Origin of the sequence: Halomonas sp. 111, assembly GCF_052379685.1 — a bacterium.
GTDB classification, from domain to species: Bacteria; Pseudomonadota; Gammaproteobacteria; order Pseudomonadales; family Halomonadaceae; genus Vreelandella; species Vreelandella citrativorans.
On the sequence record NZ_JBQSYV010000004.1, the window covers coordinates 79,374 to 104,932 of the forward strand.

Annotated in this window: 24 protein-coding genes; 14 read left to right on the plus strand and 10 right to left on the minus strand. The window is 56.6% G+C overall.

Annotated elements, in window-relative coordinates:
- The first annotated feature begins 15 nt into the window (after positions 1-15).
- A complete protein-coding gene (locus ACT3T7_RS04400) occupies positions 16-582 on the plus strand; it encodes a DUF2946 domain-containing protein (RefSeq protein WP_444630200.1) in 567 nt (188 codons plus the stop codon).
- Positions 583-844: 262 nt separating this feature from the next.
- On the opposite strand, the gene ACT3T7_RS04405 is transcribed toward ACT3T7_RS04400, so the two are convergent.
- Positions 845-1,903: an SDR family oxidoreductase gene (locus tag ACT3T7_RS04405; RefSeq protein ID WP_444630201.1), complete on the minus strand. Its 1,059-nt coding sequence runs from the start codon at positions 1,901-1,903 to the stop codon at positions 845-847.
- A 173-nt stretch (positions 1,904-2,076) separates the two neighbouring features.
- Here ACT3T7_RS04405 and ACT3T7_RS04410 point away from each other — a divergent pair, with 173 nt between their 5' ends.
- Together ACT3T7_RS04410 and ACT3T7_RS04415 are read left to right on the plus strand one after the other, a co-directional pair.
- Entirely contained in the window at positions 2,077-3,027 is a 951-nt protein-coding gene (locus ACT3T7_RS04410) for a LysR family transcriptional regulator (protein WP_193055242.1), read from the plus strand.
- A gap of 148 nt (positions 3,028-3,175) precedes the next feature.
- Positions 3,176-4,291 carry a metallophosphoesterase gene (locus ACT3T7_RS04415; RefSeq protein ID WP_444630202.1) on the plus strand — a complete coding sequence of 372 codons (1,116 nt, stop codon included), beginning with the start codon at positions 3,176-3,178 and terminating at the stop codon, positions 4,289-4,291.
- Here the strand turns inward: ACT3T7_RS04415 and ACT3T7_RS04420 are convergent.
- From ACT3T7_RS04420 to ACT3T7_RS04435, 4 genes are all read right to left on the minus strand, one after another.
- Positions 4,282-6,285: a RecQ family ATP-dependent DNA helicase gene (locus tag ACT3T7_RS04420; RefSeq protein WP_444630203.1), complete on the minus strand. Its 2,004-nt coding sequence runs from the start codon at positions 6,283-6,285 to the stop codon at positions 4,282-4,284. The two genes, ACT3T7_RS04415 and ACT3T7_RS04420, sit on opposite strands and share 10 nt — an antisense overlap.
- 81 nt (positions 6,286-6,366) lie before the next feature.
- Positions 6,367-6,585: a DUF1653 domain-containing protein gene (locus ACT3T7_RS04425; protein WP_172118579.1), complete on the minus strand. Its 219-nt coding sequence runs from the start codon at positions 6,583-6,585 to the stop codon at positions 6,367-6,369.
- Complete coding sequence (tcdA, locus tag ACT3T7_RS04430; RefSeq protein ID WP_172118578.1) at positions 6,582-7,475, minus strand: tRNA cyclic N6-threonylcarbamoyladenosine(37) synthase TcdA; 894 nt, start codon at positions 7,473-7,475, stop codon at positions 6,582-6,584. The genes ACT3T7_RS04425 and tcdA overlap by 4 nt, the downstream gene beginning before the upstream one ends.
- A gap of 12 nt (positions 7,476-7,487) precedes the next feature.
- Positions 7,488-8,261 carry a pseudouridine synthase gene (locus tag ACT3T7_RS04435; protein ID WP_193056466.1) on the minus strand — a complete coding sequence of 258 codons (774 nt, stop codon included), beginning with the start codon at positions 8,259-8,261 and terminating at the stop codon, positions 7,488-7,490.
- 171 nt (positions 8,262-8,432) lie between these two features.
- Here ACT3T7_RS04435 and sodC point away from each other — a divergent pair, with 171 nt between their 5' ends.
- The 6 genes from sodC (at position 8,433) to ACT3T7_RS04465 (ending at position 16,026) form a co-directional block, all read left to right on the plus strand.
- A complete protein-coding gene (gene sodC / locus ACT3T7_RS04440; RefSeq protein ID WP_172118576.1) occupies positions 8,433-8,981 on the plus strand; it encodes a superoxide dismutase family protein in 549 nt (182 codons plus the stop codon).
- 201 nt (positions 8,982-9,182) lie between these two features.
- Positions 9,183-10,646, plus strand: a complete 1,464-nt coding sequence (locus ACT3T7_RS04445; protein WP_172118575.1) for a carbon starvation CstA family protein — start codon at positions 9,183-9,185, stop codon at positions 10,644-10,646.
- Between the two features lie 240 nt (positions 10,647-10,886).
- Entirely contained in the window at positions 10,887-11,726 is an 840-nt protein-coding gene (locus ACT3T7_RS04450; RefSeq protein ID WP_444630204.1) for an ATP-binding cassette domain-containing protein, read from the plus strand.
- Positions 11,726-12,601 (plus strand): ABC transporter ATP-binding protein, encoded by an 876-nt coding sequence (locus ACT3T7_RS04455; RefSeq protein WP_444630205.1) that lies wholly within the window; start codon positions 11,726-11,728, stop codon positions 12,599-12,601. Before ACT3T7_RS04450 ends, ACT3T7_RS04455 begins: the two co-directional genes overlap by 1 nt.
- 127 nt (positions 12,602-12,728) lie before the next feature.
- Positions 12,729-14,249, plus strand: coding sequence for an ABC transporter substrate-binding protein (locus tag ACT3T7_RS04460; protein ID WP_444630206.1), 1,521 nt, complete (start codon positions 12,729-12,731; stop codon positions 14,247-14,249).
- 13 nt (positions 14,250-14,262) lie between these two features.
- Positions 14,263-16,026 (plus strand): ABC transporter permease subunit, encoded by a 1,764-nt coding sequence (locus ACT3T7_RS04465; protein ID WP_193056462.1) that lies wholly within the window; start codon positions 14,263-14,265, stop codon positions 16,024-16,026.
- An 89-nt stretch (positions 16,027-16,115) separates the two neighbouring features.
- Here the strand turns inward: ACT3T7_RS04465 and bfr are convergent, their stop codons facing one another.
- The 5 genes from bfr to lptF all read right to left on the minus strand — a co-directional run bounded on the left by bfr (position 16,116) and on the right by lptF (position 19,730).
- On the minus strand, positions 16,116-16,601 hold the full coding sequence (gene bfr, locus ACT3T7_RS04470; RefSeq protein ID WP_172118571.1) for a bacterioferritin: 486 nt from the start codon (positions 16,599-16,601) through the stop codon (positions 16,116-16,118).
- Positions 16,602-16,779: 178 nt separating this feature from the next.
- A complete protein-coding gene (locus ACT3T7_RS04475) occupies positions 16,780-16,986 on the minus strand; it encodes a bacterioferritin-associated ferredoxin (protein ID WP_087109929.1) in 207 nt (68 codons plus the stop codon).
- A 164-nt stretch (positions 16,987-17,150) separates the two neighbouring features.
- Positions 17,151-17,600, minus strand: coding sequence for an RDD family protein (locus ACT3T7_RS04480; RefSeq protein WP_172118570.1), 450 nt, complete (start codon positions 17,598-17,600; stop codon positions 17,151-17,153).
- Positions 17,593-18,657, minus strand: coding sequence for an LPS export ABC transporter permease LptG (lptG, locus tag ACT3T7_RS04485; RefSeq protein WP_087109933.1), 1,065 nt, complete (start codon positions 18,655-18,657; stop codon positions 17,593-17,595). The genes ACT3T7_RS04480 and lptG overlap by 8 nt, the downstream gene beginning before the upstream one ends.
- On the minus strand, positions 18,657-19,730 hold the full coding sequence (gene lptF / locus ACT3T7_RS04490; protein ID WP_444630207.1) for an LPS export ABC transporter permease LptF: 1,074 nt from the start codon (positions 19,728-19,730) through the stop codon (positions 18,657-18,659). Before lptF ends, lptG begins: the two co-directional genes overlap by 1 nt.
- Before the next feature lie 122 nt (positions 19,731-19,852).
- Between lptF and ACT3T7_RS04495 the strand changes: the two genes are divergently transcribed.
- From ACT3T7_RS04495 to ACT3T7_RS04515, 5 genes are all read left to right on the plus strand, one after another.
- A complete protein-coding gene (locus ACT3T7_RS04495; RefSeq protein ID WP_172118568.1) occupies positions 19,853-21,370 on the plus strand; it encodes a leucyl aminopeptidase in 1,518 nt (505 codons plus the stop codon).
- Between the two features lie 153 nt (positions 21,371-21,523).
- Entirely contained in the window at positions 21,524-22,633 is a 1,110-nt protein-coding gene (locus tag ACT3T7_RS04500; protein WP_172118567.1) for a branched-chain amino acid aminotransferase, read from the plus strand.
- Between the two features lie 69 nt (positions 22,634-22,702).
- Positions 22,703-23,134, plus strand: coding sequence for a DNA polymerase III subunit chi (locus ACT3T7_RS04505; RefSeq protein WP_444630208.1), 432 nt, complete (start codon positions 22,703-22,705; stop codon positions 23,132-23,134).
- Between the two features lie 81 nt (positions 23,135-23,215).
- Positions 23,216-24,253 (plus strand): PDDEXK nuclease domain-containing protein, encoded by a 1,038-nt coding sequence (locus ACT3T7_RS04510; protein ID WP_444630209.1) that lies wholly within the window; start codon positions 23,216-23,218, stop codon positions 24,251-24,253.
- A gap of 53 nt (positions 24,254-24,306) precedes the next feature.
- Positions 24,307-25,497 carry an MFS transporter gene (locus ACT3T7_RS04515; protein WP_444630210.1) on the plus strand — a complete coding sequence of 397 codons (1,191 nt, stop codon included), beginning with the start codon at positions 24,307-24,309 and terminating at the stop codon, positions 25,495-25,497.
- The last annotated feature ends 62 nt before the right edge of the window (positions 25,498-25,559 follow it).

Below are 25,559 nucleotides of genomic sequence, written 5' to 3' on the forward strand. Positions count from 1 at the left end.
TGAGGGCTGAATTTGATGCCACTGTCTCGCTCAGCACGCTTACCCTACTATCGCGTTACATTAGCGATGGCGTGGGTAGCCATGTGCCTGTTATTTGCGGGGCCGCTCATTTCTCAGTTCCAGGCCAGTCATCACGACCATGGCCACCATGCTCACAGCCAGCTCCACAACCACAGCAGCAGCCATCACCACAATGCGGATGCTGAGCATCACCACCCTACGGATGAACACGCCGAGCACCCTGTAGCACACTCCCCCCCACCCGATACGGCTACTGCCCGCGCGCTTTCCAGCACGTTGTCAGACTGGCACAACCAGTGTGGCTACTGTGAGCTGTGGCAACACAGCCCGTCGCTCTCTATTGCATTACCCGCCCTTGCCCACGAAGCCTTCGTTGCGCTGGGCGGCGCATTTCTAACGCTCCAGACCGGTGCGTTTTTTCAGTATAACTATCCGCATGCGTTAACTCGCGGACCGCCCTCTTTGATCTTCGAGCATTTAAAAACATCGACGCGAACAGTGTTAATAGTAACGCGTAAAAGTAAAAAAGAAACAGGGTTGTTAGGCTTTTTAAGAGCATAACAAGGCCCGGATTTAGTGCGCTTTACTGTTTTAAAAAAATACGACAAATATCTTTTAAGCTCATCCCTTAACAACAAACCAAAGCAATGCTTACTGCTATACATTAGAATCATTAATAGCTTTTCCACTCTTTTAACCAAGATCCGGTTAACTCATTTTTTTGTCACCGCACTTGAGCCATTACATCCAAGAAGGCGCTCAGGAACGCAAAATGGGGTGCCATTAGGCACCCCGGTGGCGATTTTTCTGAAAGCGGTATGACTCAAGGAATAATGCGTTCTGCGCGTAAGCGGGTGAACAGATCAAAGAACGCGCCGCGGGTTTCGCGGAAGTGGTCAAAGCCGAAATCGCGTGACTTGGTCACATCGTTAACGCACTCAAGCTCACGACCAAGGTCGGCATCGGAGTGCCACCAGGAAGCTAGCCTGGTCACATCGGCTTCAACAAGGTCATGCTTTTCAGCAATGTCAGCCCAGATTGGCGCGCTATCGGCCATTTGTGTTTCCAGCGGCAGCGGCGTTTCCGAGCAATCGGTCACCTCCAGTTCGAAGAACTCGCCTATTTCACGCCACATCCGGCGCCAGCGGAAAACGTCACCGTTAACGGTGTTGAACGCTTCGTTGTGCGCCCCCGGGGTAGTGGCCGCCCACTCCAACTGGCGCGCCAGCACCAACGCATCGGTCAGGTCGGTCAGTGAATTCCACTGAGTCTGCGAGCCTGGAAAGGTAAACGGCTTGCCGGTTGCTTTGCAGATAGACGCGTAAACCGCCAGCGTCACGCCCATGTTCATGGCGTTACCCAAGGCATAGCCGATCACGGTATGCGGGCGGTGCACGTTCCAGCTGAAGCCGTCACGCTCGGCGGCGGCGAACAGGGTGTCTTCAAGGGCGTAGTAGAAGTTATCACCCGGTACGCGCGGCGCGGATTCGCGAAATGGCGTTTCGGTCTTGCCGCTTCCGTAGCTCTCAAAAGAGCCCAGGTACTGCTTGGTGCCGGTTACCAGCGAGACATGCTTGATTTTCGCGCCCTGCAAGGCATCCAACAGGTTCTGCATCATCGCGCCGTTGGCCTCGACATTGGCCTTTTCGCTATCGCGCTTGATCCAGGTGCAGTAGAACACGTGCGTGATGGGTAAATCGGTCAGAGCTTTCTCGGTCGCTTCGCGATCCAGCAGATCAACGGCAACAGGGATAACACCGGTCTGGGTAGTGGAGCGGCGTGATAAACCATAAACAGTCCAGCCGCTAGCATTAAGATAGCTTGCCAGGTTACCGCCAGTGATTCCTGTCGCGCCTACGACAAGCGCGTTGCCTTTACGCATTATTGACTCCTTATCCAAATGAGATAACTCGCATCAATCCAGCAAGTGTTGACAAAGTGAGTTCTAAAATCGACGAACGCTGGGCTCGTATCGGTTGAGGCTTATTCTGGACAGCAGCCAAAGTTGCTACAATTGGAAAAACCGCAAATCTTTATTGCTGTAGGCGCAACTCAATGGATCTCAATGCATTACGCGTTTTCGAGCGCGTTGCCGCGACCGGCAGCTTTACCGCCACGGCTCGTCATTTTCATCGCGCGGTGTCGTCTATCTCGCGCCAAATTGCGTCTCTAGAGGAGTCGTTGGGTCAGCAACTGCTCTACCGGCACACGCGGGCAGTGACGCTGACCGAAGCCGGTGAGCGCTACTATCAAGACGTGCGAGGCATCCTTGAACAGCTCGACCTAGCGACCGAAGCGCTGACAGCGCCAAATGCTGAGCCTTCCGGTGTGCTGCGCTTAAACGCGCCGGTCGCCTTTGGTCAGCGTCAAATCATGCCAATTCTGCATCGCTTTCAGCAGCGCTACCCGGCGGTCAACGTCGAGTTAATGCTGACCGATCAACTCACTGACCCAGTACGCGAGGGCATCGATATCACCTTTCGCGTAGGTGAGCTTGCTGACACTACGCTGGTGGCACGCCGCTTGGCCCCGATGAATTACGTGGTGGCCGCCGCGCCGAGCTATTTACACAATGCAGGCACGCCGAATACGCCTGATGACCTGGCTCAGCACAGCTGCCTACTTTACCAAGGTGAAATGGGTCGCCAGCGCTGGTACTTCCACCACCCCGAACAGCGCCAACCGCTGACCTGCAAGGTGGATGGTCCGCTTTGTAGCAATGATGCCGAAAGCCTGGTACAAGCAGCGCTCATGGGGCACGGGCTTGTCATGTTTCCGACTTGGCTAATCGCCGATGAATTGGCCTCGGGAAAACTGCTACCCGTGCTTGAAGCGTGGCGCTGCGAGGTGGCCCCCGGCAGGCGCGATATTCATGTACTGTACGCACAGCGTCGCCTGCATACGCGAAAGGTAAGCGCCTTTTTGGATCATCTGTTTGACATGGTGGGTCCAGCTCCCGCGTGGGATAACTGGCGCGAAAGACGCCTGCCCGATGAACGTACTTAGCGAAAGTACGTATCGAAAGTACGTATCGAAAGTACTTTGCGAATGCACGTAGCGTTGAACCAAGCGATTTTTACACTTTTTTGATGAATAGCTAATTTAGTCATTTATCTATATAACTACGCCCACTCTCTTATACGAGTCCCCTTTGATGTTTCACTTCATCGTTGCCATACCCTGCCTGATGGTTATTGCCCGTTTCCTGGCACCGCTGCGTTGGCCGTTATGGGTCAAGATTGCCCTTAGCGCGTTACTGCTGCTCGTGTCACAGCACCACCTGCTGACGTTTTTGGCCTTTGGCAGCATGTTCTCCCCCGAGGTACCCAGAAGTATGGTGCTGATGATCAACTGGCTGTTCGGCACCGTTCTTTTCCTGGCGGCGTTACAACTCATCGTTGATGCGGTAACACTTCTTTTAATGGCAGCAAAAAGGCGGCGACTCAAAATCCCTGCCTCGTTACGTTATGCGATCGGGGTCATCGCGCTGGCAATCGCAGCCTTTGGGGTCAATCAGGCAGTACGCGTACCGCCCATGAAGGAGGTTGAAGTAACCATTACTGGGCTGCCCACGCAGTTTGACGGGTATCAAATAATTCATTTAACCGACCTGCATATCAGCCGGTTATTTGAGGCGCCATGGGTTAACGCAGTGGTCACCAAAACCAACGCCTTGGCGCCTGATTTAATCGTGATTACCGGCGACCTGATCGATGGCGACCTTGAAACCCGAAGGTTGGATGTAGCACCGCTTCAAGCGCTTTCGGCGCCAGATGGCGTTTATGCAAGCCCCGGCAACCACGAATATTACTTTGGGTACGAGCAGTGGATGGCACATTACCAATCACTTGGTATGCAGACGCTGGCCAATCAACATGCTGTGATCACGCGTGACGACGCCCAGCTGGTACTTGCTGGCATCACCGATTTAAGGGCGCCACGCACCGGCTGGCCCGCGCCAGATGTAGACGAAGCAATCGCTGGCGCCCCCGATAGCGCGCCGATTATCCTGCTCGACCACCAGCCTTTTGATGCCGCCAGGGCAGCTGCCGCCGGGGTTGATGTGCAGCTTTCCGGCCACACCCACGGCGGCATGATTTGGGGGTTTGATCGTATTGTGGCCTTGGCCAATAACGGTTTTGTCTCGGGCTTTTACGATGTTGACGGAATGACGCTTTACGTCAATAACGGCACCGGGCTCTGGCCTGGCTTTGCACTGCGCTTAGGCAAGCCTTCAGAGCTCACCCGTATTACGCTGCGTCAGGGGTAAGCGCCAAGGGTAAGACACCGCTCGGCCCACTGCCGTACTTCAGGGTAGGCGCGCTGTTCAAATACACCAAAGCCATCAAGGCTTCGCGCCTTGAGCGGTGTAAACACCGGCATACTCAGGCCGCACAAAAAATGGGCTAGCCGCTGCCTGTTAGGAGGCTGGCCTGTTTGCGCCGTATGGCGCTCGATAAAGGGCACGGCGTAACGGCTGAAATCGGCGTCTGTCAGTGCCGGTAAAGACGACGCGGCGGGCAACTGAACGCGATGCCCATAGCAGACCGAGCAGTGCCCGCACCGGCTGTCGTCGCTTGCGCTTAACGTGGTGTCGCCAAAGTGCTCGGTTAAACGCCGAGTCAGGCATGTATCGGACTCAAAGAGCGCCAGCATGGCCTGCAGTCGCTCAATCTCGCTTTGCTCGCGCACTAAGCACTCGTCATATAGCTGGTTCGCCAGCCTCTCAAGGCTGAATGCCGGCTGACGGACGTCATACACGTCGGTCATTCGTTTGCCTTCCAGCGTTAGCCAGCCTTTGTCCTGAAAGTACTCAAGAGCGGTGATTACACGGGCGCGGGAGGCATCAATCTGCTGCGCCTGCCCAGCCGCATGTAGCCGTTCAAAATCCACGCTCCCCCAAGTGCGGGCGATGGGGATGTTGTCGACCAGCAGGCGGACAAAGGTCGCCCGTTCGTCTTGAAAGCGCGCGACCAGCGCCTCTGGTTCAGTGTGATAACGCAGCCGGTACTCCGCCAGAAAGGCAAAGCGCGGTGCAATAATGCCGTGCATTTCCAGCCGTACCAGCAGGGTTTTCAATGGCAGCAGGCGAATATTGGTATCGCGCGACAACACATTGAGCAGCACTTCCCATTGCCGCTCGGGCGTGGCACCGGCAGCGGCGATCTCTTCAAGCAAGCGCACAATGCCCACATATTCCGGCGTATCGCCATACACAAAGTTTTCCAGCACACGCAGGCCATCGCGCCCTGCCATGGTCAGGCAAGTGGAAGGTAAGCCATCGCGCCCTGCCCGGCCGATCTCCTGGCTATAGTTCTCGATGGATTTGGGCAGGTCAAAGTGCACGACGTTGCGAATATTGCCTTTATCGATGCCCATGCCAAACGCAATAGTAGCCACGATGCACGGCGACTCCCCGCTCATAAACTGGCGCTGAATCTCGTCTCGTCGCGATGAATCCAGCCCCGCGTGATACGCCTGAGCGTTGATTCCCTGGGCAGCCAAGGCGCTGGCTACCTGTTCAGCAGTTTGCTGCAAGGTGACATAAATGATGCTGGGCGCTTCATTGCCCGGCTGCATTTGGGGTTTTAGCCAATCAATCAGATGCTGCTGGCGGTTACCTGCCACTGGGTGCACCAGTAATTCAAGGTTGGGCCGATAGAAGCCGGTGGTAATCACATTGTTTGGATCAATGGAAAACTTCTCACCCATGTCGGCGATCACCGCAGGCGTGGCCGTGGCGGTCAGCAGCAACACTTGAGGGATTGCGAACTCGTGCTGGTACTCGGGTAACTTGAGATAGTCCGGGCGAAAGTTATGCCCCCATTCAGACAAGCAGTGGGCTTCATCGACCACTAACAGCGAAATATTCACCTGGCGTAGAAAATTCCGGAAACGCTCGTTCTTGAGCCGCTCCACCGACACCATGAGAATCTTCAACTCGCCGCTTCTGGCGCGCTCCATCACATCACGCACGGTGTCGCGGTCCTGGGTAGAATCAATAGTGGCCGCCGCCACGCCATGCCGGGTTAAAAAGGCCAGCTGGTCCTGCATCAGCGCTAAAAGCGGTGACACCACTAACGTTAAATGGGGTAGATGCAGCGCAGGCAACTGATAACACAGTGACTTCCCCGCACCGGTGGCGAAGATAGCCGCCGTGGAGTGGCCCTTTAACACCCGGGAGACCACGGCCTGCTGGCCGCCGCGAAAGTCATCAAAACCGAATACGTCTTTCAGCGTTTGTTGCGGCGTCGGTGAGGACATATAGCTTCCTGATGGTAACGTACTGGAATATGCGGCGATTTTTCAGCCTGAATTAGCCATCTGACCTGCTCAAAAAGTGCACTAAAATGCCTTTTCAAGCGCAAAGCGCGGTTGGGTCTGGCCCTCTTTATTTACTGTCTCCATAAACATTTCAAGCGGGCGCACCCACAGCCCGTACTCCCCATAAAGGGCGCGGTAGATCACCAGTGGCTCTTCGGTTTCACTGTGGTGGGCAGTGCCAACCACTTCATAAAGTGCGCCTTTATAGTGGCGGTAAATACCGGGAACGGGGGCGGTCATTGGCTTTCCTTCTGAGTGGCTGGCTGGTTGGCTTTTTTAGCCAGGCGTTCGAGCACTTTGGAGGCTGCGACAAAGCCGAACGTGCCGGTGACGAACGTGGCGGCGCCAAAACCCGAGGCGCAGTCCAGCCGGGTGGCGTCACCGCTGCCGGGCTTTTGCAGGCACACTTCACCGTCGCTACCGGGATACACCAGCTGCTCGTCGGAGTAGACACACTCGACCGAGAAGCGCCGCTTGGGGTTGCGCGAGAAGTTGTAATCCCGGCGCAGACGCGAGCGCACTTTGGATAACAGCGGGTCGTGCTCGGTACGGGTTAAGTCGGCCACTTGAATACGTGTGGGGTCGGTTTGCCCGCCGGCGGCACCGGTCACGGTAATCGGGATTTTACGCCGCTTGCACCAGGCAATCAGCGCGGCCTTGGCGATAACGCTGTCGATGGCATCCACTACATGGTCGGCGTCCTCGGGAATGCGCTCGGCCAGGTTCGTGGGCGTGACAAATGCCGTGTCAGCGACGATGTCGATGTCAGGCGCAATCAGGCGACAGCGTTCCGCCAGCACGTCCACTTTTGGTTTACCGATAGTGCCATCCAACGCGTGCAGTTGACGGTTGACGTTGGAGACACACACATCGTCCAGGTCGATCAAGGTAAGCTTACCGATACCTGAGCGCGCCAGCGCCTCCACTGTCCAGCTACCTACGCCACCTACGCCCACCACCACCACATGCGCATGGCGAAACGCGGTAGCCGCACGCTGCCCGTAAAGGCGCCGAATACCGCCAAAACGGAATTCATAGTCGTTAGAAACATGGTCGTTAGAAGCCGTGCCAGCAGAGGCTGGCTCAGCACTTGCCGGGGTAACCGGTGGAAGTGAAGGCGTAGTAGACATGGCAAGCTCTTTTTAAAGCGTTTGAAGGGCAGAGGGCGCTGTCAGCGGCGGTGTCCGCACGCTGTCCAACGGCAGGTGGCCTGCCCAGCCTAAATGATGGAACAAGGCGGTCATGGTGTCATCCAGGGCACAGGTTAGCGCAACCCGTTTAGCCAGCACGGGGTGATCAAAGGCTAAATGCGTAGCCGCCAACAACAAGCGTGGCGCATTCAGTTGGTCGGCAAAAAAGCGATTGTGGACGCTTTTACCGTGCTTGGCATCACCAATGATGGGGTAACCGCGCCGGGATAAATGGCGGCGAATTTGATGGCGGCGCCCGGTAAGCGGGCGCGCCTCCATAAGCGAATAACGGGCTACTGGGTAGCGGTCGACCTGAACGGGAAGCTCAACACTGTCCAGGCGGCGTATATCGGTCATGGCGGGCATCGCAGGCATTTCTGCTTTAGGCCGCGAGCCATCCTCTTCACGTAGCGGATAGTCCAGACGCGCCTCATCAGGTGCTTTGCCACGCACCACCGCCAGGTAGCGCTTTTCGACCTGGCGTTCACTAAACGCTTCGCTTAAAAGCCCGGCGACAGTCGAGGAGAGGGCAAACACAATAACGCCCGACGTCGGCCGGTCCAGCCGGTGCACAGGATAAACGCGTTTGCCTATCTGATCACGCAGCTGCTGCAACAAAAACTGCGTTTCACCCCGTGCCAGCGCCGAGCGGTGTACTAAAAGCCCGGCGGGCTTATGCACGGCGACAAGGTGCTCATCCTGATAGAGGATTCTAAGCGGCAACATAGCACTTCCTGGGTAAAAACGAGGCGCTATTGTCGCGGCTGAGCAGGCTGATGTCATCCGTAACGTTAGGTTAAAGCTAGCCAACCAGCGTTGGCAACATGGGGACTCGGCAACTACCTTGTAAAGGCACCCCTTCGGGGGCTTCCACGGAACAGGAAAGGAGAACGAACCATGCGTTATTCAGCTCCGCTCACCGGTATCGCCGCAGCCCTGCTACTGGCCACTACCGCTAGTGCTCAAACCAATGAGAGCGAATCGCTTGAAGTGAATATGCACGAGGTAACGTCCGAAGGTGTAAACGATGCGCTCGGTACCGTGACGATTGAAAGCTCCGAACTCGGAGGTGTGTTACTGACGCCCTCCATCACCGGTCTAGAGCCAGGTATTTATGGTTTCCACCTGCACCAGAACCCCAGCTGCGAACCGGCCGAAAACGATGACGGCGAAATGACCGCTGCCCAGGCCGCCGGCGGCCACTACGACCCGGACAATACCGATACTCATCAGGGTCCTTATGGCGAAGGCCACTTGGGTGACCTGCCGGTACTGACCGTCAACGACGATGGGGAAGCGAACCTGCCCGTGCTGGCACCTCGGCTGAGCATGGACGACATAACAGACCGCGCCCTGATTATTCATGAGGGCGGCGACACGTATGAAGACGAGCCACACTTGGGTGGCGGTGGTGCGCGCATGCTCTGCGGTGTGACACCTTCATAACGCGCTTACGTTACGCAAGAAGATGACCGGGCAGCCTAAGGCTGCCCGTTTTCATATTGATGTGTGTCATTACGCTCAGTGGGCCACTAAAGTCTTAAAGCGGTTTGCTTAACGACACTGTACATTCTGCCAACTAATCAGCGCCCTAGCTGATTTTTCATCTGTCGTCTTTCACTATCCCCTGACCACTGAGTGCCCAACATGATTACCTTTATCGTCTCGATACTGCTGTTAATCGTGGGTTATTTTACCTACGGTAAATTCGTTGAACGGGTCTTTGTCACTGATCGCAAGCGTCAAACGCCTGCCTATAGTATGCGTGACAACATCGACTACGTACCGATGAACACAACGCGTAACTCGCTTATCCAACTACTTAATATTGCCGGTGTCGGGCCCATTTTTGGCCCTATTCTTGGCGCACTTTACGGTCCGGTCGCCTTCGTCTGGATCGTGGTTGGGTGTATTTTCGCCGGTGCGGTGCATGATTATCTAACGGGCATGATCTCGATTCGCAACCACGGCGCTCACCTGCCTCAACTGGCGGGCAAGTTCCTGGGTAAAGTCATGAAGCACGTGGTTAACGGCTTTGCGATTTTACTACTGTTGCTGGTGGGTACCGTATTTGTCACCTCCCCCGCCGCGCTGCTGGACAATATGACGCCGATATCACTTACCCTGATTATTATGGCGATTTTTGTCTACTACCTGATTGCGACACTGCTACCGATTGATAAGGTGATCGGCCGCATCTACCCCTACTTTGGTGCACTGTTATTGTTCAGCGCAGCGGGTATCGGCATTGGCATGATCGTGACGGGCGCGCCGATCCCTGAGCTTTCGTTCCAGAATATGCATCCGGAAGGCGCACCTATCTTCCCGCTACTGTTTTTAACGATTTCTTGCGGTGCGCTGTCTGGTTTTCATGCCACCCAAACGCCCATTATTTCGCGCACCACTCAGAACGAAACCAGCGGGCGCAAAATCTTTTACGGCATGATGATCACCGAAGGCATTATCGCCATGATCTGGGCAGCAGCAGCCATGAGCCTGTTCCACGGTGACCAAAGCCTTTCTGACGTGTTGGCAGCGGGCGGTCCTGCGGCCGTGGTAAGCGAAGTATCCACCACCATGCTTGGCGCCGTCGGCGGCACGCTGGCGGTACTGGGCGTTATCGTTCTTCCGATCACCTCTGGCGACACCGCGTTTCGTAGCGCACGCATGATCATTGCCGACTACCTGAAAATTGATCAGCGCCCGATCGTTAAGCGTCTGCTAATCGCCGTACCTCTGTTTGTTGTGTCGTACGCACTCACCCACATGGACTTCACGCTACTGTGGCGTTACTTCTCTTGGGCAAACCAGACCACCGCCGTGATCGCGCTATGGGTCGCCACGATGTATCTGGTGCTATCGCGCAAACCGTACCTGATTACGTCAATTCCGGCGGTCTTCATGACCATGGCCACCTTTACCTATATCGCCTACGCGCCGATTGGTTTTGGCCTGCCACTGCAGGTGAGCTATGTGGTGGCGGCACTGGGTACGCTGGTGTGTATCGCCCTGTTTATGAAGCGTGTACGTCGTTTAAGCCGCGCGACCTTTACGGTCGATGAGCCTGCCACGAACTTTAGCGAAGACGTTCTCGCGACCTCCTCCAAATAAATCCATCCCCCGGGCAGCCTGCTGCCCGGTATGCATTAAGCGCTGCACCGTCAGCGCTTTTTTATGCCTATCCTTTTGTCATCTCTGCTACGTTTTTCATCACTCCCACGCCTGCTCTTTCTATTACTCTCTTTCTATTACTCTCTTCCTCTGCCCCCGGATTTTATTACGGCATATTGTCGACCTCATAGAAAACGTTATATCATAACCATTGATAGCGATTTAATGGCCTGATTTGAGATGTTGGCAATGTGCAGCGACCCCGTTTTATCCGTGCGTAATCTGCGCATTCAAATTGATCAACAGCCGGTGGTTGATGGCCTCTCCTTTGACGTGATGGCCGATGAGCGCGTATGCCTATTGGGCGCATCGGGGTCAGGGAAATCATTTACCGCGAAAGCGGTGCTAGGGCTTTTACCGCCTAATGCACAAGCACAGGGAAGCATTCGCCTTCTTGGCCAGGACGTTATTCACACTCCTGCAGCACAACGGCGCAATGAAACCCGCGTATCCATGGTGTTTCAGGATTCGCTTTCGGCGCTCAACCCGCTGGTGACTATCGGCTCCCAGCTGCGCGAGCCCTTCACGCGCCACCACGGCTTATCGCGTAAAGCGGCCATGCAGGCCGTTATTGCGTTACTGGAAGCCATGGGGCTTCCTGACCCGCAGCGGTTGATAAAACGCACGCCTGCCGAGCTTTCCGGTGGCCAGCGCCAGCGCGTGTGTATCGCGCTTGCCATGGCCTGTAAAACCTCGTTGCTCGTTGCTGATGAGCCTACGACCGCACTGGATGTCGTCACCCAAGCGCAGGTACTCCGCGCCCTGCGCGAACATACCGGCAAAACGGCCACGTCTCTGCTGTTTATCACTCACGACCTTCACGCCGCCGCTCAGCTGTGCCAACGCGCGGTGGTTATCGAGCGCGGCGTCATGATTGAAAGCGGTGAGCTGGATACGCTGATTACCGCCCCACAACACCACTTTACTCAAGAGTTAGTGGACGCGGCACACAGCGTACAGCCAGCCGAGTTCACGAGCGTGGCCGAACCTCTATCCGTTGATTACTTAAAGAGCGCCTGATGCAAAGCCCCCTACCGTTTAGTCGTCAGGAAGCACTCGTGGGTAGAGAAGCATTTATATCGGCACGCGGGCTTAATAAAAGCGTCACGCTGCCACGTGAGGTGTTTTGGCGAGCAGGTGAGCGTAAGCACATCATCAACAATGTTGACCTTACACTTTACCCCGGCGAACGCGTGGGGCTGGTGGGCTTGTCCGGCTCGGGTAAAACCACCCTACTACGCTCGCTGCTGGCGATTGAAGCGCCTGATAGTGGGTCAATTACCTGCCAACATAAAGTAGTGCGCCCCGCGTCCACGGCCCGCCTGCGCTGGTACCGCCAGGCGGTTCAGTATATTCCCCAGGACCCGGCTTCTTCGCTTGACCCGCGAATGAGCGTGCGCGCACTGGTTGCTGAGCCGCTGATTCGCCTCCAGGTGAAGTGCGACCCGATTGAGCGCGCCCAGGAAGCGCTTGAGCACGTGGGGTTGGGCACTTCATTTCTGGACCGCAAACCCCATGAGCTTTCCGGCGGCCAGGCGCAGCGGGTAGCCATTGCCCGAGCCATCGCTACCCGTCCGCGCTTTTTACTGGCCGACGAGCCGCTTAGCGGGCTTGACCTGCCGGTGCGCGCCCAGGTGATTAACGTGCTGAAGCGGCTTTGCGATGAGAACGGCACAGGCCTGCTGATGGTGTCCCACGATTTATCCGTGGTCGCCAACCTTTGCAAGCGCACCCTGGTAATGGACGACGGCAGGATTGTTGAAGACCGCCCTACCACTGAGCTTTGGCGCGCCCCCCGCCATCCCATCACGCTTGATTTGATCAAGGCCGTCTCCCAACTGCCTACCTGCGCTTACCCGCACTGTCGTCCGACGGACGTGGGGGCGCTTGTATAGCGGGCTTATAAATAACCTATCCGCGACGAATAATCCGTTTCGCCAACATGGCGTCCAAGCGTTTGCTTACGAACGTTTGGCGGCTGTTGTTAACGTCTACTTCTGTTCCTGACATGGAGACTCCCCAATGCTACGCCACACACTTCGCCTATCGTTACCCGCTGTCCTGGCCGCGCCTTTTCTACTCGCTGGCTGCTTTGATAACCAGCGTGATGAAACCTCTGCCTCACCAGACGCCGACGAGCGAATTAGCGTCGCGATGCTTCAGCCGCCGCGTTCAGGGTTGAGTCCGTTATCCGACGACGCGTTTAAACTATCGCGCTGGAGTAACGCTGAAACTCTGGTTCGTCTGGATACCAACAGTGACCCGCAGCCGTTCCTGGCGACCGAGTGGGAGCAGGTGGACGATCAAACGTGGCGCTTTGTGATTCGTGACGGTGTGGTTTTCCACGACGGTACCGAGCTGACCGCCAACGACGTCGTGAACTCCCTGACAGCCGCCACTCAAGCGGCCCCCAAGCCGCGTATTCTGGACGGCGTTAACATGACCATTGAAGCCGATGGCGACAATGCTGTGTTGGTACGTACCGAGAAAGCCGACCCGCTGATTGCCAACCGGCTTTCCAGCCCGCAGTTGGCGATTCTAGCCGCTAGCGCCTATGGCGACGATGGCCGGGTGAATCCCATCGAAGCAGGCACCGGCCCTTTTGTTTTGAAAGAGATCAATGGCACCACCAGCGCCACGCTCGACCGGTTTGATGATTACTGGGGCGAGCCCGCCGCCATTGCTGGTATCGATGCGGATTATGTCTCCGACGGTACGGCGCGCGCCGCTGCCCTGAGAACCGGCACCGCCGATGTGGTAGAAGCCATTCCGGTATCGCAAGTGGCGCTGCTGGACCAGGCGCTGGTGCACGAAGTGCCCATGCCGCGCACCAACACGCTGTATTTGAACACCCAATCAGGCCCCATGGCGGACCCCGGCCTGCGAGCGGCCGCGCGTGAAGCGATTGATCGCTCGGCCATTGTGAAGACCGTTTACGAAGGTCGTGCCGATATTGCCGAAGGTCTGCTGGGTCCGGCACTGGCCTGGGCAAGCGACTACCGCACCTCAATAGACGACCGTACCGCGCCTGCCGCACCAGAGGGCATCGAAATCACTCTGGCGACCTTTACTGATCGCGCTGAGCTGCCGGAAGTCGCCGTCCTGCTTGAGCAGCAGTTGACCCAGGCCGGCTTCAAGGTGACGCAGGAAGTACGCGAGTACGCGCATATTGAATCCGACGCGTTAGCCGGTGAGTTTGATGCCTTTATCCTGTCGCGTGCCACTGTGCTGGATTCTGGCGACCCGGTGGCCTACATGTACAGCGACTTCGCCTGCGAAGGCTCTTTCAATATCGCCCAGCTTTGCGACCCGGCCGTTGATGAGGCGCTTGCCAACGCTTCACAGCAGCCCACCGGTGAAGCACGCCGCCAAGCGATTATCGACGCTGAAGCCGCTATTCTGCGCACCGATGCGGCGATCCCGATGCTCCACGAGCGGGTCATTCAGGGGGAATCAGCACGGGTTAGCAACGCCGAACGCGACCCGCGTGAACGCATGCTGATCACCGAAAAAACCGCTATCGATACTGATAGCGAGTCCTGAAGGCGCGCCACGCATGATTAACGCAACATCACAGCCCCTGTGGCGCCGCTTACGCATCGAGCCGTTTATTCCCCTGTTGTCACGCCTAGTGACGCTGGCAGGCGTTGTGGTTCTGGTGGGGCTACTGCCTTGGCTTTCAGGCCGCGACCCGGCGCTCAGCATCTTGCGGGCGCGTTCTGCCGAACAGGAGGCAACACCAGAAGCACTGGCGGCCATTCGTGCTCAGTTGGGCCTGGAATCCGGGCCGCTGGAGATGCTGAAGCACTGGCTGCTGGGGCTTTTGCAGGGTGATGCAGGTAACTCATGGATTTCAGGCGCGCCGGTGCTGCCCGGCCTGCTAAAAAGCGCACAGGTATCCTTGCTGCTAATGAGCTTTGCCATGCTGGTGGCGGTGGTTACCGCAACGCTTATTTGCCTGCCAGTGGTGCGGCAAGGTTTGCGTGGCCAGATTAGCCGCTCGCCTGGCACCGTGGGCGCGGCATTAACGGCCCTGCCGGAGTTTCTACTCGCCTCGTTGCTTCTGGTAGTGTTTGCCGCCTGGCTTAACTGGCTGCCGCCCTATGGCTGGCGCGGCTTGAGCTACGCGGTGCTTCCCGCATTGGCGCTGGGGCTTCCCGCAGGCGGCTTGCTGGGCCGCTTGTTCAGCGATGGCCTCTCGGCCACCTTTACCGAGCGTTGGGTGGCCACCTGGAGTGTGGCGGGCTTCTCTCATCGCCGTATTACGCTCTCCGTTCTGCGCCGTACGCTGCCAAGCCTTATGCCCCAGGTGGGTATGGTCATGGTCGGCCTAACCGGCGGTGCGATAGCCGTTGAGCAGGTGTTTTCGATTCCGGGCCTTGGCCGGGCAACGCTGGGAGCGGCATCGGCCCAGGACATGCCTGCACTGCAAACCGGCATTCTTATTCTGCTGGTGATTGCGATTGTGCTGGGCAGCCTTGCCAATATTGGCCGCGCGCTGCTGCTCGGCCGGGCATTTAGGCTGGGCGCACTGCCCGTGACCCACACCGAGCAAAGCGTATCGCGGCGAGCGTGGATCGTCCCGAGCGTCGCGGTTCTTCTGCTGTGTGTGCTAGTGATTGCAGGCATTACCCGAGATCCGTTTAGTTCGGCCTTTATGCGCTTGGAAACACCCAGTCTTGGCTTGCCGCTAGGGGCGGACGGCACTGGGCGCGATATTCTGGCCCGCGTGGCCCATGGTGCGCTCTCCACGATTGGCATGGCGGTTGCGGTAGTATTTTTCACGCTGATTCTAGGGCTCTTGATTGGCCTGGCACCCAAGCTTGCCACCGGCCCCATAGAGATTACCAAGGCAACGCCGCCCACCATTGCGGGTCTTATCGTGGCCGGTTTGATGGGACCCAGCACCAGCGGCGCCGTTATTGCGGTTACCGCGGTGGCCTGGGCACCCCTAGCGGCGCATACAGCAGCGCTGGTCGCCGAGGCAAAAGCCCAGCCCCACGTGCGCATCACGCCCCTTCTAGGAGTGGGGCAACTGCGCTTGATGGGCCGCTATATTCTTCCTGCGGTGATTGGCCCGGTATTTCGCCACGCCATGCTGCGCTTGCCAGGGGTTGCGCTGGCGCTTGCGGCACTGGGCTTTTTGGGTCTGGGGCCACGGCCACCTTCGCCAGAGTGGGGGTTAGTACTGGCAGAAGGTATGCCGTACATTGAGCGTGCGCCCTGGGCGGTGCTGATTCCTGCGCTGGCGCTGGTGCTGCTCTCGGTCCTGGCGGTATCGCTTTCAAGTTTTGTGGGGTCAAGCAAGCCCGCCCGTTAGGCAATAGCACTCATGACAGGCAAAAAAATGCCCCCGACAGTGTCGGGGGCATTTTTGTGAGCGGTCGTCAATAAGTGCTGGGCTAGCGCTTACTCGTGGTCGCCCGCCAGCTGCATTTGGCGCAGCATGTAGTTCTGAATACCGACCTGCTCAATCAACTTCAATTCGGTTTCGATATGGTCAATGTGCTCTTCTTCATCGGCGAGCAGATCGCGCAGCAAATCACGTGAAACGTAGTCTTTAACGCTTTCACAATACGTGATGGCTTCGATGTAGTCGTTACGGCCGTCATGCTCAATACGCAGATCACTTTCGAGCATCTCTTTAACGTTTTCGCCAATGTGCAGCTTGCCCAAGTCCTGAAGGTTAGGAATACCTTCCAGGAACAGGATGCGCTCAATTAGCTTATCGGCGTGCTGCATCTCTTCAATGGACTCGTCATATTCCCATTTGGCGAGTGCTTTTAGACCCCAATCCTTGTACATCTTGGCGTGCAAGAAGTACTGATTGATAGCGATAAGCTCGTTGCCTAACGCTTTGTTGAGATGCTGAATTACCTGGGGATCACCTTTCATGACGTCACCTTTTCGTTGTAATGCTGAGAGTTTCTAAGCAATCAAACAGTTACGTTAACAAAGGAGTATAGGCCACGCAAAGGCATACTCCCAGTTTTCTGAGAGTATAAAGAAGAGATCAAAAAATTCAAACAAATCAGTTATTTGCTAACGATAACTCTAACAAGAGTGATTCGCGTCATACGGCGTAAGCGAGACTCATATCGGCTTCCAAACGGGCATTTTGTACCGCTTCACGCGTTAGCGATTTAGCCATACAAGCGCACTTTCCACACTGGGTCGCACAGCCGGTGGCTTCACGTACTTCTCGCCAGCTGCGCGCTCCGTCGCTCACTTGCTGACGTATCTGATGATCGGTTACTCCCTTGCACACACAAACGTACATGGCGACACCTCATTAATCACATGAGGTGAATGTAAATGATTCGCATACATCTTTGCAAGTAAAAACAGATGCTCTTTAGCAGTGATTGCCCTTAGCATCTAGCTTTTATTATTCAATTCAGCTTGTTAGTTATTTAGTTGCGAAGAAACTAATGTTTTTTTGTCCTAGCGTTTTTGCACTACCACCGTACAGGTATGGGAGGCGATATCTGGCCAGCTGCGCCGCTGCTTATCGACAAGCACCCACCCATAGCCCGTGCCCAGCGCCGCCAGCGAGAGCCAAGCCGTGACACAGCGAACAAGGCCTTGCTTAAGGGTGATTTTTTGCCCGTTCGGTGCTTGCACGCGCAGGTGCCATGCCTGCATACCCAGCGTCATGCCGCTACGAGACCAGAAAAAGCAGAAGAAAAAAGTGACGGAGACCAGTAACAGCGCGCGCAGGCTCCAAACCGATAGCGCAGAAGCCCCCACGGCTTCAACGGGCTGCCCCAACACCAGTCGAAAAAAAGCCAGATGGACAATGGTTACAATCAGCCAAAGCGCCACCACCAACACGCTGTCGTAGAGCAGAGCGCCTAGGCGGCGACCTAAACCAGCGCCCATGACGTCAGCCATTACGGCGCAGGAAGTAAACCCCAACAGCAGCGCAGGCGAGTGTTGGCACCAGCACTGCCCATACGGGCGAAAACCCAAAGATCGTCGACGCAGGCGCAAGCAGATCCTGCATATATTTAAATGACAGCCCGGTCACGACGCCATAAAAGACGCGAGTCCCTGCCGCCACAGTACGCAGCGGGCCAAACACGAAGGACGCCGCTATCAATACCAGCGATCCCATGGTGAGGGGCATTAAGACTTTTTGCCAAAAGTACAACAGCGGTTGATCCGCCGTTAAGCCTTGCTCTTGCAGGTAGCGTGCATACGCCCATAGCTCGCTGGGTGCCTGACTATCGACCGAGCGCAGCAGCCGCTCTAACTGCACCGGCGTAATCTGTGTTTCCCAAACAGCACTGGCCTGATAGTCGGATTCAGTGCGGTCATCATAGATACGTGTCGTGGTGATGTTTGCAAGCCGCCAGGCGCCCTCTTCCCAGTGCGCCCGGTCAGCGTGGGTGGCTTCCACCAAGCGGCGCCCATCAAACCGGTAGCGGGTTAAATCAAGCACGACCTCATCGGCCCGTATGGCACCAAATCGGTAAACGCTGTCGCCTTCAAACTGCCAGCCGCTACGGCTGGCGGGTTGAGCACTTTCCCCTTGGCGCTGCTCAAGCCGCCACGCTTCGGCAAACTGCTCGGTACGCGGGCTTACAAACTCAGCAACCAGTAGCACGGCCACAACCACCAGCAACACCGGTTTCATCACACCCCAGACGATGCGCGCCAGCGAACGACCTGAAGCACGCATCACGGTCAACTCGTTGCTGGAAGCCATACTTCCCAAGCCAATGAGCGCGCCTATCAGTACCGCTACGGGCGCGTATTGATAAAACCGCCAAGGCACGCGCATCAGCAGATAGAGAAACACATCAAGCGCGGTAAAATTCCCTTGTACATCGCTCAGGTCGCCAATGTAGGCAATGGTGATATCCAGCCCCAGCAGGACGAACTGCACAACGATAATTGCCCCCAGCACGTTGCGAGCGATGTAACGATCCAGACGATCAGCCAGCATTAGCGCATCCCCTTACGTTGTGAGCGCCACAAAAGCAGCAAGCCGAGGCCTAAAAACAAGAGATGCACGGGCCAAACGCCAACCAATGGCGAGAGCTTTCCACTGCCAATCGCATCGACCGCTGCAAGCAGTAAGCTCAAATAAGCCACATACAAAAATACCGCCGGTAGTAGCTTGGCAAACCGGCCCTGGCGTGGGTTCACCCGAGAAAGCGGCTGGGCGATAAGCGCTAATACAAAGACCATGAACGGCAAACCGGTACGCCACTGAAACTGCGCCTGGGCACGTGGGTTAGGGTCATCCCAAAGCGCCGCGGTGGTAGCGTACTCAATAGAATCAAACTCCTGAAGGCCGCGACTTAACCCCAGGCGCATCGTATAGCGTTCAAACGTTAGCCGTTGAGCATCCTGCTGGCCCGGCACCACACCGTAACGCTCGCCATTTTCCAATATTAAAAAGCGGCTGCCCGTTTCAACGCGCGTTTCCTGATACCCCGAACCGGCCCGAGTAACAAAGCTATGTGGGCTCTCTGTATTAGGCCGTTCATGAACCAACACCTCTTGCATCTCGGTGCCGTCGCTGCTGAAATCGCTGATATAAGCGGTACGCCCACCACCGAAATCCTGGAATCGCCCGGGCGCCAGTACCGATACATCCAACCGGCTGCGCTGCTCTTCAAGCGTCGCTGCCGTTTGCAACGCCCCGGCGGGGGTTAGCCACAAGCTACAAAAGCCCACCAGCACCGCCACTACCGAGGCGGGCAGCAACGTTACTCGCAACAGCCGCAGAGGGCTCATGCCACAGGCCACCATTACGGTGATTTCGCTGTTCATATACATTTGGCCATAGGCCAGCAGGATGCCTAGAAAAAACGCAAGCGGAAGCACCAGTTCCATAAAGCCGGGTAGATGAAACATCATCAAGCTACCCAGAATGGTAACGGGGATATCTCCCTCCGCCGCGTCAGAGAAGTAACGAATAAAACGACTGCCCATAATGACCAGCAGTAAGATCCCTGCCACAGCCGACATGGTGAGTAACACTTCGCGAGTTAAGTACCGAAATAAAATCAATGCCCTCTCCGGCTAATCGTGCAGGATGCCATGCAATGCGCCCATGGCTTGGGTACACTAACCCAACACCCAGTACGGGGCATTATCCCGAATCCCTCGATGCTTGTCTTGTTGGAGACGTTATGGAATTTTCCGTTCAGACCGCCAATCCGGCCAAAACCGAAACGGCTTGTCTCGTCATCCCCATGTTTAAAGGTAGCGACTTGTTGCCCACGGCCGCCAGCCTGGACGACGCCAGTGAACGTTTAATCGGTCAGTTGCTTGAGCGCGGCGATTTCGATCCAGCTCTTGGCAACGTACAGATGATTCCTTTCGCGCCGGGGCTTTGCGCAGAACGGCTTTTGTTAGTAGGCCTCGGAGAGCGCGAAAAGTGCCAGGAAGGCGCCTTTTTAAAAGCGCTGGACGCAGCCATGGTGGCACTGACCAAGCTGCCCGTCGATGAAGCAAGCATCGCGTTTAATGATGTTCCTCTTGAAAGCCGCGACAGCAGTTGGAAAGCGCGTAAGGTGCTGGAGGCCGCAGAACGCGCGGTTTACCGCTTTGACCAGTTTAAGTCTCAGCCAGCACCTTTAGCACGCCTTAACGCACTCACGCTGTTTAGCGAGCCTGAAAACGCGACGCTAACCCAACAAGGCGCCCAGATTGGCGCAGCGATTGGCCAAGGCATCAACTACGCCCGCACGTTGGGCAATTTACCGGGCAATGTGTGCACGCCAAGCTACCTGGCCCAACAGGCCGAGCAGTTGGGCAAGACGTCCAACGGCGCGTTAGAGGTGGATATTCTCGACGAAGAGGCGCTGGATGCCCTCGGCGCTGGCTCACTACTGTCGGTTGGCCGAGGCAGCCACGAGCCTACGCGCTTGATTGTCATGAAGTACAACGGTGCGACGGAGAGTGAAGAAGCCCCCCACGTCCTGGTAGGCAAAGGGATCACGTTTGACACCGGCGGCATTTCGCTGAAACCCGGCGAAGGCATGGACGAAATGAAATTCGACATGTGCGGCGCCGCCAGCGTATTCGGCACCGTGAAGACCATGCTTGCGCTCAAGCCCAAGCTCAACCTGGTATTTATTGTCGCCGCCGCAGAAAACATGCCCGATGGCCTTGCCACCAAGCCTGGCGATATTATTAAAACGCTGAAAGGTCTAACGGTTGAAGTGCTTAATACTGATGCCGAGGGCCGCCTGGTACTGTGCGACGCACTGACCTACGCCGAGCGCTTTAAACCAGCAAGCGTTGTCGATATCGCCACGCTAACAGGCGCGGTAATTGTTGGCCTAGGCCACCACGCGACGGGCCTGCTCTCCAACGATGACGACCTGGCGCTCGATTTGCTGGAAGCCGGTGAAGCCTCCTGGGACCGCGCCTGGCATTTACCCTTGTGGGATGAGTACCAGGAGCAGTTGGAATCCAACTTTGCCGACCTGGCCAATATTGGCGGGCGCCCAGCAGGTACGATTACCGCCGCGTGCTTTTTATCGCGCTTTGCCGATCATTTCCCATGGGCGCACCTGGATATCGCCGGTACCGCTTGGCACTCGGGCAAACAGAAAGGCGCCACCGGCCGCCCGGTTGGCCTGCTTTCCCAGTACCTGCTAGACCGTGAAGCCGACGGCCAGGTAGAAATCAGCGCCAACTAATCGCACAGATCGTGCGCTCAATGGTTGCCTTTGAGTGCCACAACCGTTAAATCTGGAAGTATTAGCGTGTGCTCTATCGTTTATGGCACGCGCTACGCTAACGACACGCTTATATCGCCCTTCGGGGCCTGGCTCTAGCGGAGAAAACACGCCGTGCCCACTAGCTCTACGACTCGTTTTGAAATCCTGCCGTCCAATCAGCCAACGGCCGACAGCATTCGTGACAACATCCTGACCAACCCAGGTTTTGGCAAGCACTTCACCGACCACATGGTCAATATCCGCTGGACGGTCGATGCCGACTGGCACGGCCATCAGGTGCGCCCTTACGGCCCGCTGACGCTCGACCCGGCCGCATCGGTCCTGCATTACGGCCAGGAAATTTTTGAAGGCATCAAAGCCTACCGCCATGCCGATGGCTCGGTCTGGACCTTCCGCCCGGAGAAAAACGCCGAGCGTTTTCGCCGCAGCGCCCGCCGCCTGGCACTGCCGGAACTCTCCGATGAAGACTTCATTGGCTCCATCAAGGCGCTGCTGGCTCAGGACACGACCTGGGTGCCCACGCCGTCAAGCGATGCCGACGAATGCAGCCTTTACCTCCGCCCGTTCATGATCGCCTCGGAAGCTTTCCTGGGCGTGCGCCCGGCCCATGAAGTGGACTACTACGTGATCGCATCCCCGGCGGCGTCCTACTTCAAGGGCGGCATCAGCCCGGTTTCCATTTGGCTCTCCTCGCACTACAAACGGGCAGCCCCGGGCGGCACCGGCTTTGCCAAGTGCGGCGGTAACTACGCAGCCTCGTTGGCCGCGCAAAAAGAGGCCGAAGCTCACGGCTGTGGCCAAGTGGCCTTCCTTGACGCTGAGGAAAGCAAATGGGTTGAAGAGCTGGGCGGCATGAATCTGTTCTTTGTTTTCAAGGATGGACGCTTGGTGACGCCACGCTTAACCGACACCATTCTGGAAGGCGTTACCCGCAACTCGGTGCTCACGCTTGCGAAAGACGAAGGTTTAACCCCCGAAGAGCGCCCCATCAGCATTGACGAGTGGCGCGAAGGCGCGGCGTCCGGCGAGATTAGCGAAGTGTTCGCCTGCGGAACCGCGGCGGTCATCACTCCGGTGGGCGAGCTGGTGACGGAAAATGAGCGTATTCGCCTGAACGGCGACGGTGGCAACGAAGTGGCCATGCGCATTCGTAAAAAGCTGCTCGACGTGCAGTACGGGCGCAGTGAAGACAAGCACGGCTGGCTCACCCGGTTGGTGTAATGCCTCCCTCCGCCGCCAGCCCTGGCGGCGGCACTGTTTTAAACGTGTTTTGAAAGAGCTGGAGCCGCTATGGCGCGCATCGATTTTTATATCCTCCCGGATACCACCCTGGAAGCGCGTTTGGCATTCGCCTGTAAGCTGGCCGAAACCATTTGGCGTAAGGGGTACTGGCTACACCTTCACTGCGAAGACAAGGCCTTGGCCGAGCAGGCTGACGCGGCCCTGTGGAGTTTTCGCGAAGACGCCTACCTGCCCCACGCGCTTGAAGACAGTGAAATGGCGGCCAGCGTACCGATAACGCTGGGCTGGCAAACCCTGCCTACGCCCAAAGCAGAAACCGCGCTTCTCAATCTGCACCCCGATATTCCTGATGGCGTTGAGCGCTATGCGCGCGTTGCCGAAATTATCAACCAGCATCAACACGTTCTGGTCGCCAAACGCGCCTGCTGGCAGCGCTATAAAGAGCTTGGGCATGAAGTGGTGCCGCATAAGCTTGGGTAATGCCAGAGCAATCAGCGAAAGCGCCCAATCAACCCCCGAAGAACATAATTCAGGTCTTGTTGATCGAAAGGATCAAACGATATGAGCCAGCCCTCAACTCAGGATTCAATACTCCTGCCTGAGCTTCGCCAATTAATCGACATAGCAAGAGAGCGGGCAGCAATATCCGTCAATGCTGAATTAACGCTTCTCTATTGGCAATTAGGCAACCGCATTCATCGGGAAATTCTGAGGCAAGAGCGGGCCGGTTATGGTGAGCAAATTGTCTCTTCACTGGGGAGACAATTAACGAGTGAGTACGGCCGTGGATTTTCGGCAAAGAATCTACGCCATATGATCCGCTTCGCCGAGACATTTCCTGAAGAGAAGAAAGTCTCCGCACTGCGGAGACAGTTAAGCTGGACCCATATAAAAAGCCTGATTTATCTCGACGATTCGCTCAAGCGCGATTTTTATATCGAGCTATCTCAGCTTGAAGGCTGGTCGTCCCGTCAGTTACAGCAGCGCATCCAATCAATGTTATTTGAGCGAACCGCTATTTCCCGCAAGCCGGATGAAACCATTCATCATGAGTTACAAAACCTGCGCAACGCTGGCCAACCCTCACCACAGCTACTGTTGAAAGATCCTTATGTGCTGGATTTTCTCGGCTTAAATGATCGTTACCTGGAGCGAGATCTGGAAGACGCTATTCTTCGCGAGATTGAGCAGTTTCTTCTGGAGCTGGGCGCAGGATTTACGTTTGTGGCGCGCCAAAAGCGCATTCAGATTGATGACGAGGATTTCTACATTGATTTGCTGTTTTACAACCGCAAGCTTAAGCGGTTGGTAGCGATCGACCTTAAACTGGGGCGCTTCAAGGCTGAATTTAAAGGCCAGATGGAGCTTTATCTGCGCTGGCTGGCTAAACATGAGCAAGAAACTGATGAAAATCCGCCGCTAGGAATCATTCTCTGTGCCGGTAAGCAACAGGAACAGATTGAACTGCTGGAGCTAGATAACAGCGGTATTCACGTGGCGGAATACCTGACCGTCCTACCATCCCGCGAGGCCTTGCAGGCCAAACTGCATCAATCCATTGAAAGCGCTCGAGCTCGCTTATCGAGCGAACAGGAGTAGTTCTTTTTGGATACTCAGTTTTAACAACAATAACTCAACACACGAGAGTACTAATGCAGACCTCCTCCAAGCTAACCCGCTATCCATTGGCAGTTATCGTCCTCGCTCAGCTGTTTGGCACCTCGCTGTGGTTTAGCGTTAATGGCGTTGGCTTGGCATTGCAGGAGGCGGTGGGTCTTAGTGAAGGTGATCTCGGTTTACTGACCATCGCGGTGCAGGCCGGGTTTATCACCGGTACGCTACTAATCGCCATTACCGGCCTTGCCGACCGCATGCGAGCAAGCCATCTGTTTGCGCTGTCAGCGGTGCTCGGTGCGCTTATCAACGCGGCATTTATTGGCGTTGCCGACAGCATAACGCTGGCGGCAGTGGCACGCTTTGCCACCGGCCTATGCCTGGCAGGCATCTACCCGTTGGGCATGAAGCTGGTGGTGAGTTGGACACCTTCGCATGCGGGCGCGGCCCTGGGCTGGCTTGTCGGCATGTTAACGCTAGGCATCGCCTCGCCCCATTTACTGCGCGGATTAACGTTGCACCTGCCTTGGCAATGGCCACTGCTATTGGCATCGCTGTTGGCGCTGGTCGCGGCATGGATGGTTTTCCGGCTAGGTGTTGGCCCCCACCTACCCGCCAAAGCCGGAAGCGGGCGCCCCTGGGCCGGGCTTGGTGCGTTCAAGCAGCGCCCGTTTCGCAAGGCCGCACTGGGCTACTTCGGCCACTGTTGGGAGCTTTATGCATTCTGGGCGCTGGTGCCCTTTTTGGTTAGCCGCGAGCTTGAGCGGCTCAATGCGTCAGCAAGCCTGCAGCCGTGGCTAAGCTTTGCCGTTATTGCCCTTGGCCTGCCTGGTTGCGTGTGGGCAGGCCGGTGGAGCCGGAAAGCGGGTAGCGCCCACGTTGCTTTTGTGGCGCTATTAACATCGGGCGTACTTTGCCTGGTTTACCCGCTATTGGGCAGCCTTTCACCCTGGTTACTGCTGGCGCTGCTGGGCGTTTGGGGCGTTAGCGTGATTGCCGATTCAGCGCAGTTTTCAGCGCTGGCATCAGCCCACGCGCCAGCCGAACGGCTGGGCGCGGCCCTGGCCATGATGAACGCTATCGGCTTTGGTTTGACCATCCCCTCCATTGCCTTGGTAACCGCCCTTTGGGCAAGCCAGAGCGTGGCGGTTATCTGGTGGTTGTTGCCAGGCCCTGTGTTAGGTTTAATCGCGATGCGTGGGTTACATCTCCCCTCGGCAAAGGCCTGACGCTCTGCCTCTTATCGCGCTATACTTGTCACCATTTTTTTGCACGTTGTGAGCCGACTCCC

Excerpts from the sequence above, each read along its gene's own strand:
- ACT3T7_RS04400 (WP_444630200.1), top strand. The coding sequence starts at position 16 with ATGCCACTGTCTCGCTCAGCACGCTTACCCTACTATCGCGTTACATTA.
- ACT3T7_RS04405 (WP_444630201.1), bottom strand. The coding sequence starts at position 1,903 with ATGCGTAAAGGCAACGCGCTTGTCGTAGGCGCGACAGGAATCACTGGC.
- ACT3T7_RS04410 (WP_193055242.1), top strand. The coding sequence starts at position 2,077 with ATGGATCTCAATGCATTACGCGTTTTCGAGCGCGTTGCCGCGACCGGC.
- ACT3T7_RS04415 (WP_444630202.1), top strand. The coding sequence starts at position 3,176 with ATGTTTCACTTCATCGTTGCCATACCCTGCCTGATGGTTATTGCCCGT.
- ACT3T7_RS04420 (WP_444630203.1), bottom strand. The coding sequence starts at position 6,285 with ATGTCCTCACCGACGCCGCAACAAACGCTGAAAGACGTATTCGGTTTT.
- ACT3T7_RS04425 (WP_172118579.1), bottom strand. The coding sequence starts at position 6,585 with ATGACCGCCCCCGTTCCCGGTATTTACCGCCACTATAAAGGCGCACTT.
- tcdA (WP_172118578.1), bottom strand. The coding sequence starts at position 7,475 with ATGTCTACTACGCCTTCACTTCCACCGGTTACCCCGGCAAGTGCTGAG.
- ACT3T7_RS04435 (WP_193056466.1), bottom strand. The coding sequence starts at position 8,261 with ATGTTGCCGCTTAGAATCCTCTATCAGGATGAGCACCTTGTCGCCGTG.
- sodC (WP_172118576.1), top strand. The coding sequence starts at position 8,433 with ATGCGTTATTCAGCTCCGCTCACCGGTATCGCCGCAGCCCTGCTACTG.
- ACT3T7_RS04445 (WP_172118575.1), top strand. The coding sequence starts at position 9,183 with ATGATTACCTTTATCGTCTCGATACTGCTGTTAATCGTGGGTTATTTT.
- ACT3T7_RS04450 (WP_444630204.1), top strand. The coding sequence starts at position 10,887 with ATGTTGGCAATGTGCAGCGACCCCGTTTTATCCGTGCGTAATCTGCGC.
- ACT3T7_RS04455 (WP_444630205.1), top strand. The coding sequence starts at position 11,726 with ATGCAAAGCCCCCTACCGTTTAGTCGTCAGGAAGCACTCGTGGGTAGA.
- ACT3T7_RS04460 (WP_444630206.1), top strand. The coding sequence starts at position 12,729 with ATGCTACGCCACACACTTCGCCTATCGTTACCCGCTGTCCTGGCCGCG.
- ACT3T7_RS04465 (WP_193056462.1), top strand. The coding sequence starts at position 14,263 with ATGATTAACGCAACATCACAGCCCCTGTGGCGCCGCTTACGCATCGAG.
- bfr (WP_172118571.1), bottom strand. The coding sequence starts at position 16,601 with ATGAAAGGTGATCCCCAGGTAATTCAGCATCTCAACAAAGCGTTAGGC.
- ACT3T7_RS04475 (WP_087109929.1), bottom strand. The coding sequence starts at position 16,986 with ATGTACGTTTGTGTGTGCAAGGGAGTAACCGATCATCAGATACGTCAG.
- ACT3T7_RS04480 (WP_172118570.1), bottom strand. The coding sequence starts at position 17,600 with ATGGCTGACGTCATGGGCGCTGGTTTAGGTCGCCGCCTAGGCGCTCTG.
- lptG (WP_087109933.1), bottom strand. The coding sequence starts at position 18,657 with ATGCTGGCTGATCGTCTGGATCGTTACATCGCTCGCAACGTGCTGGGG.
- ACT3T7_RS04495 (WP_172118568.1), top strand. The coding sequence starts at position 19,853 with ATGGAATTTTCCGTTCAGACCGCCAATCCGGCCAAAACCGAAACGGCT.
- ACT3T7_RS04505 (WP_444630208.1), top strand. The coding sequence starts at position 22,703 with ATGGCGCGCATCGATTTTTATATCCTCCCGGATACCACCCTGGAAGCG.
- ACT3T7_RS04510 (WP_444630209.1), top strand. The coding sequence starts at position 23,216 with ATGAGCCAGCCCTCAACTCAGGATTCAATACTCCTGCCTGAGCTTCGC.
- ACT3T7_RS04515 (WP_444630210.1), top strand. The coding sequence starts at position 24,307 with ATGCAGACCTCCTCCAAGCTAACCCGCTATCCATTGGCAGTTATCGTC.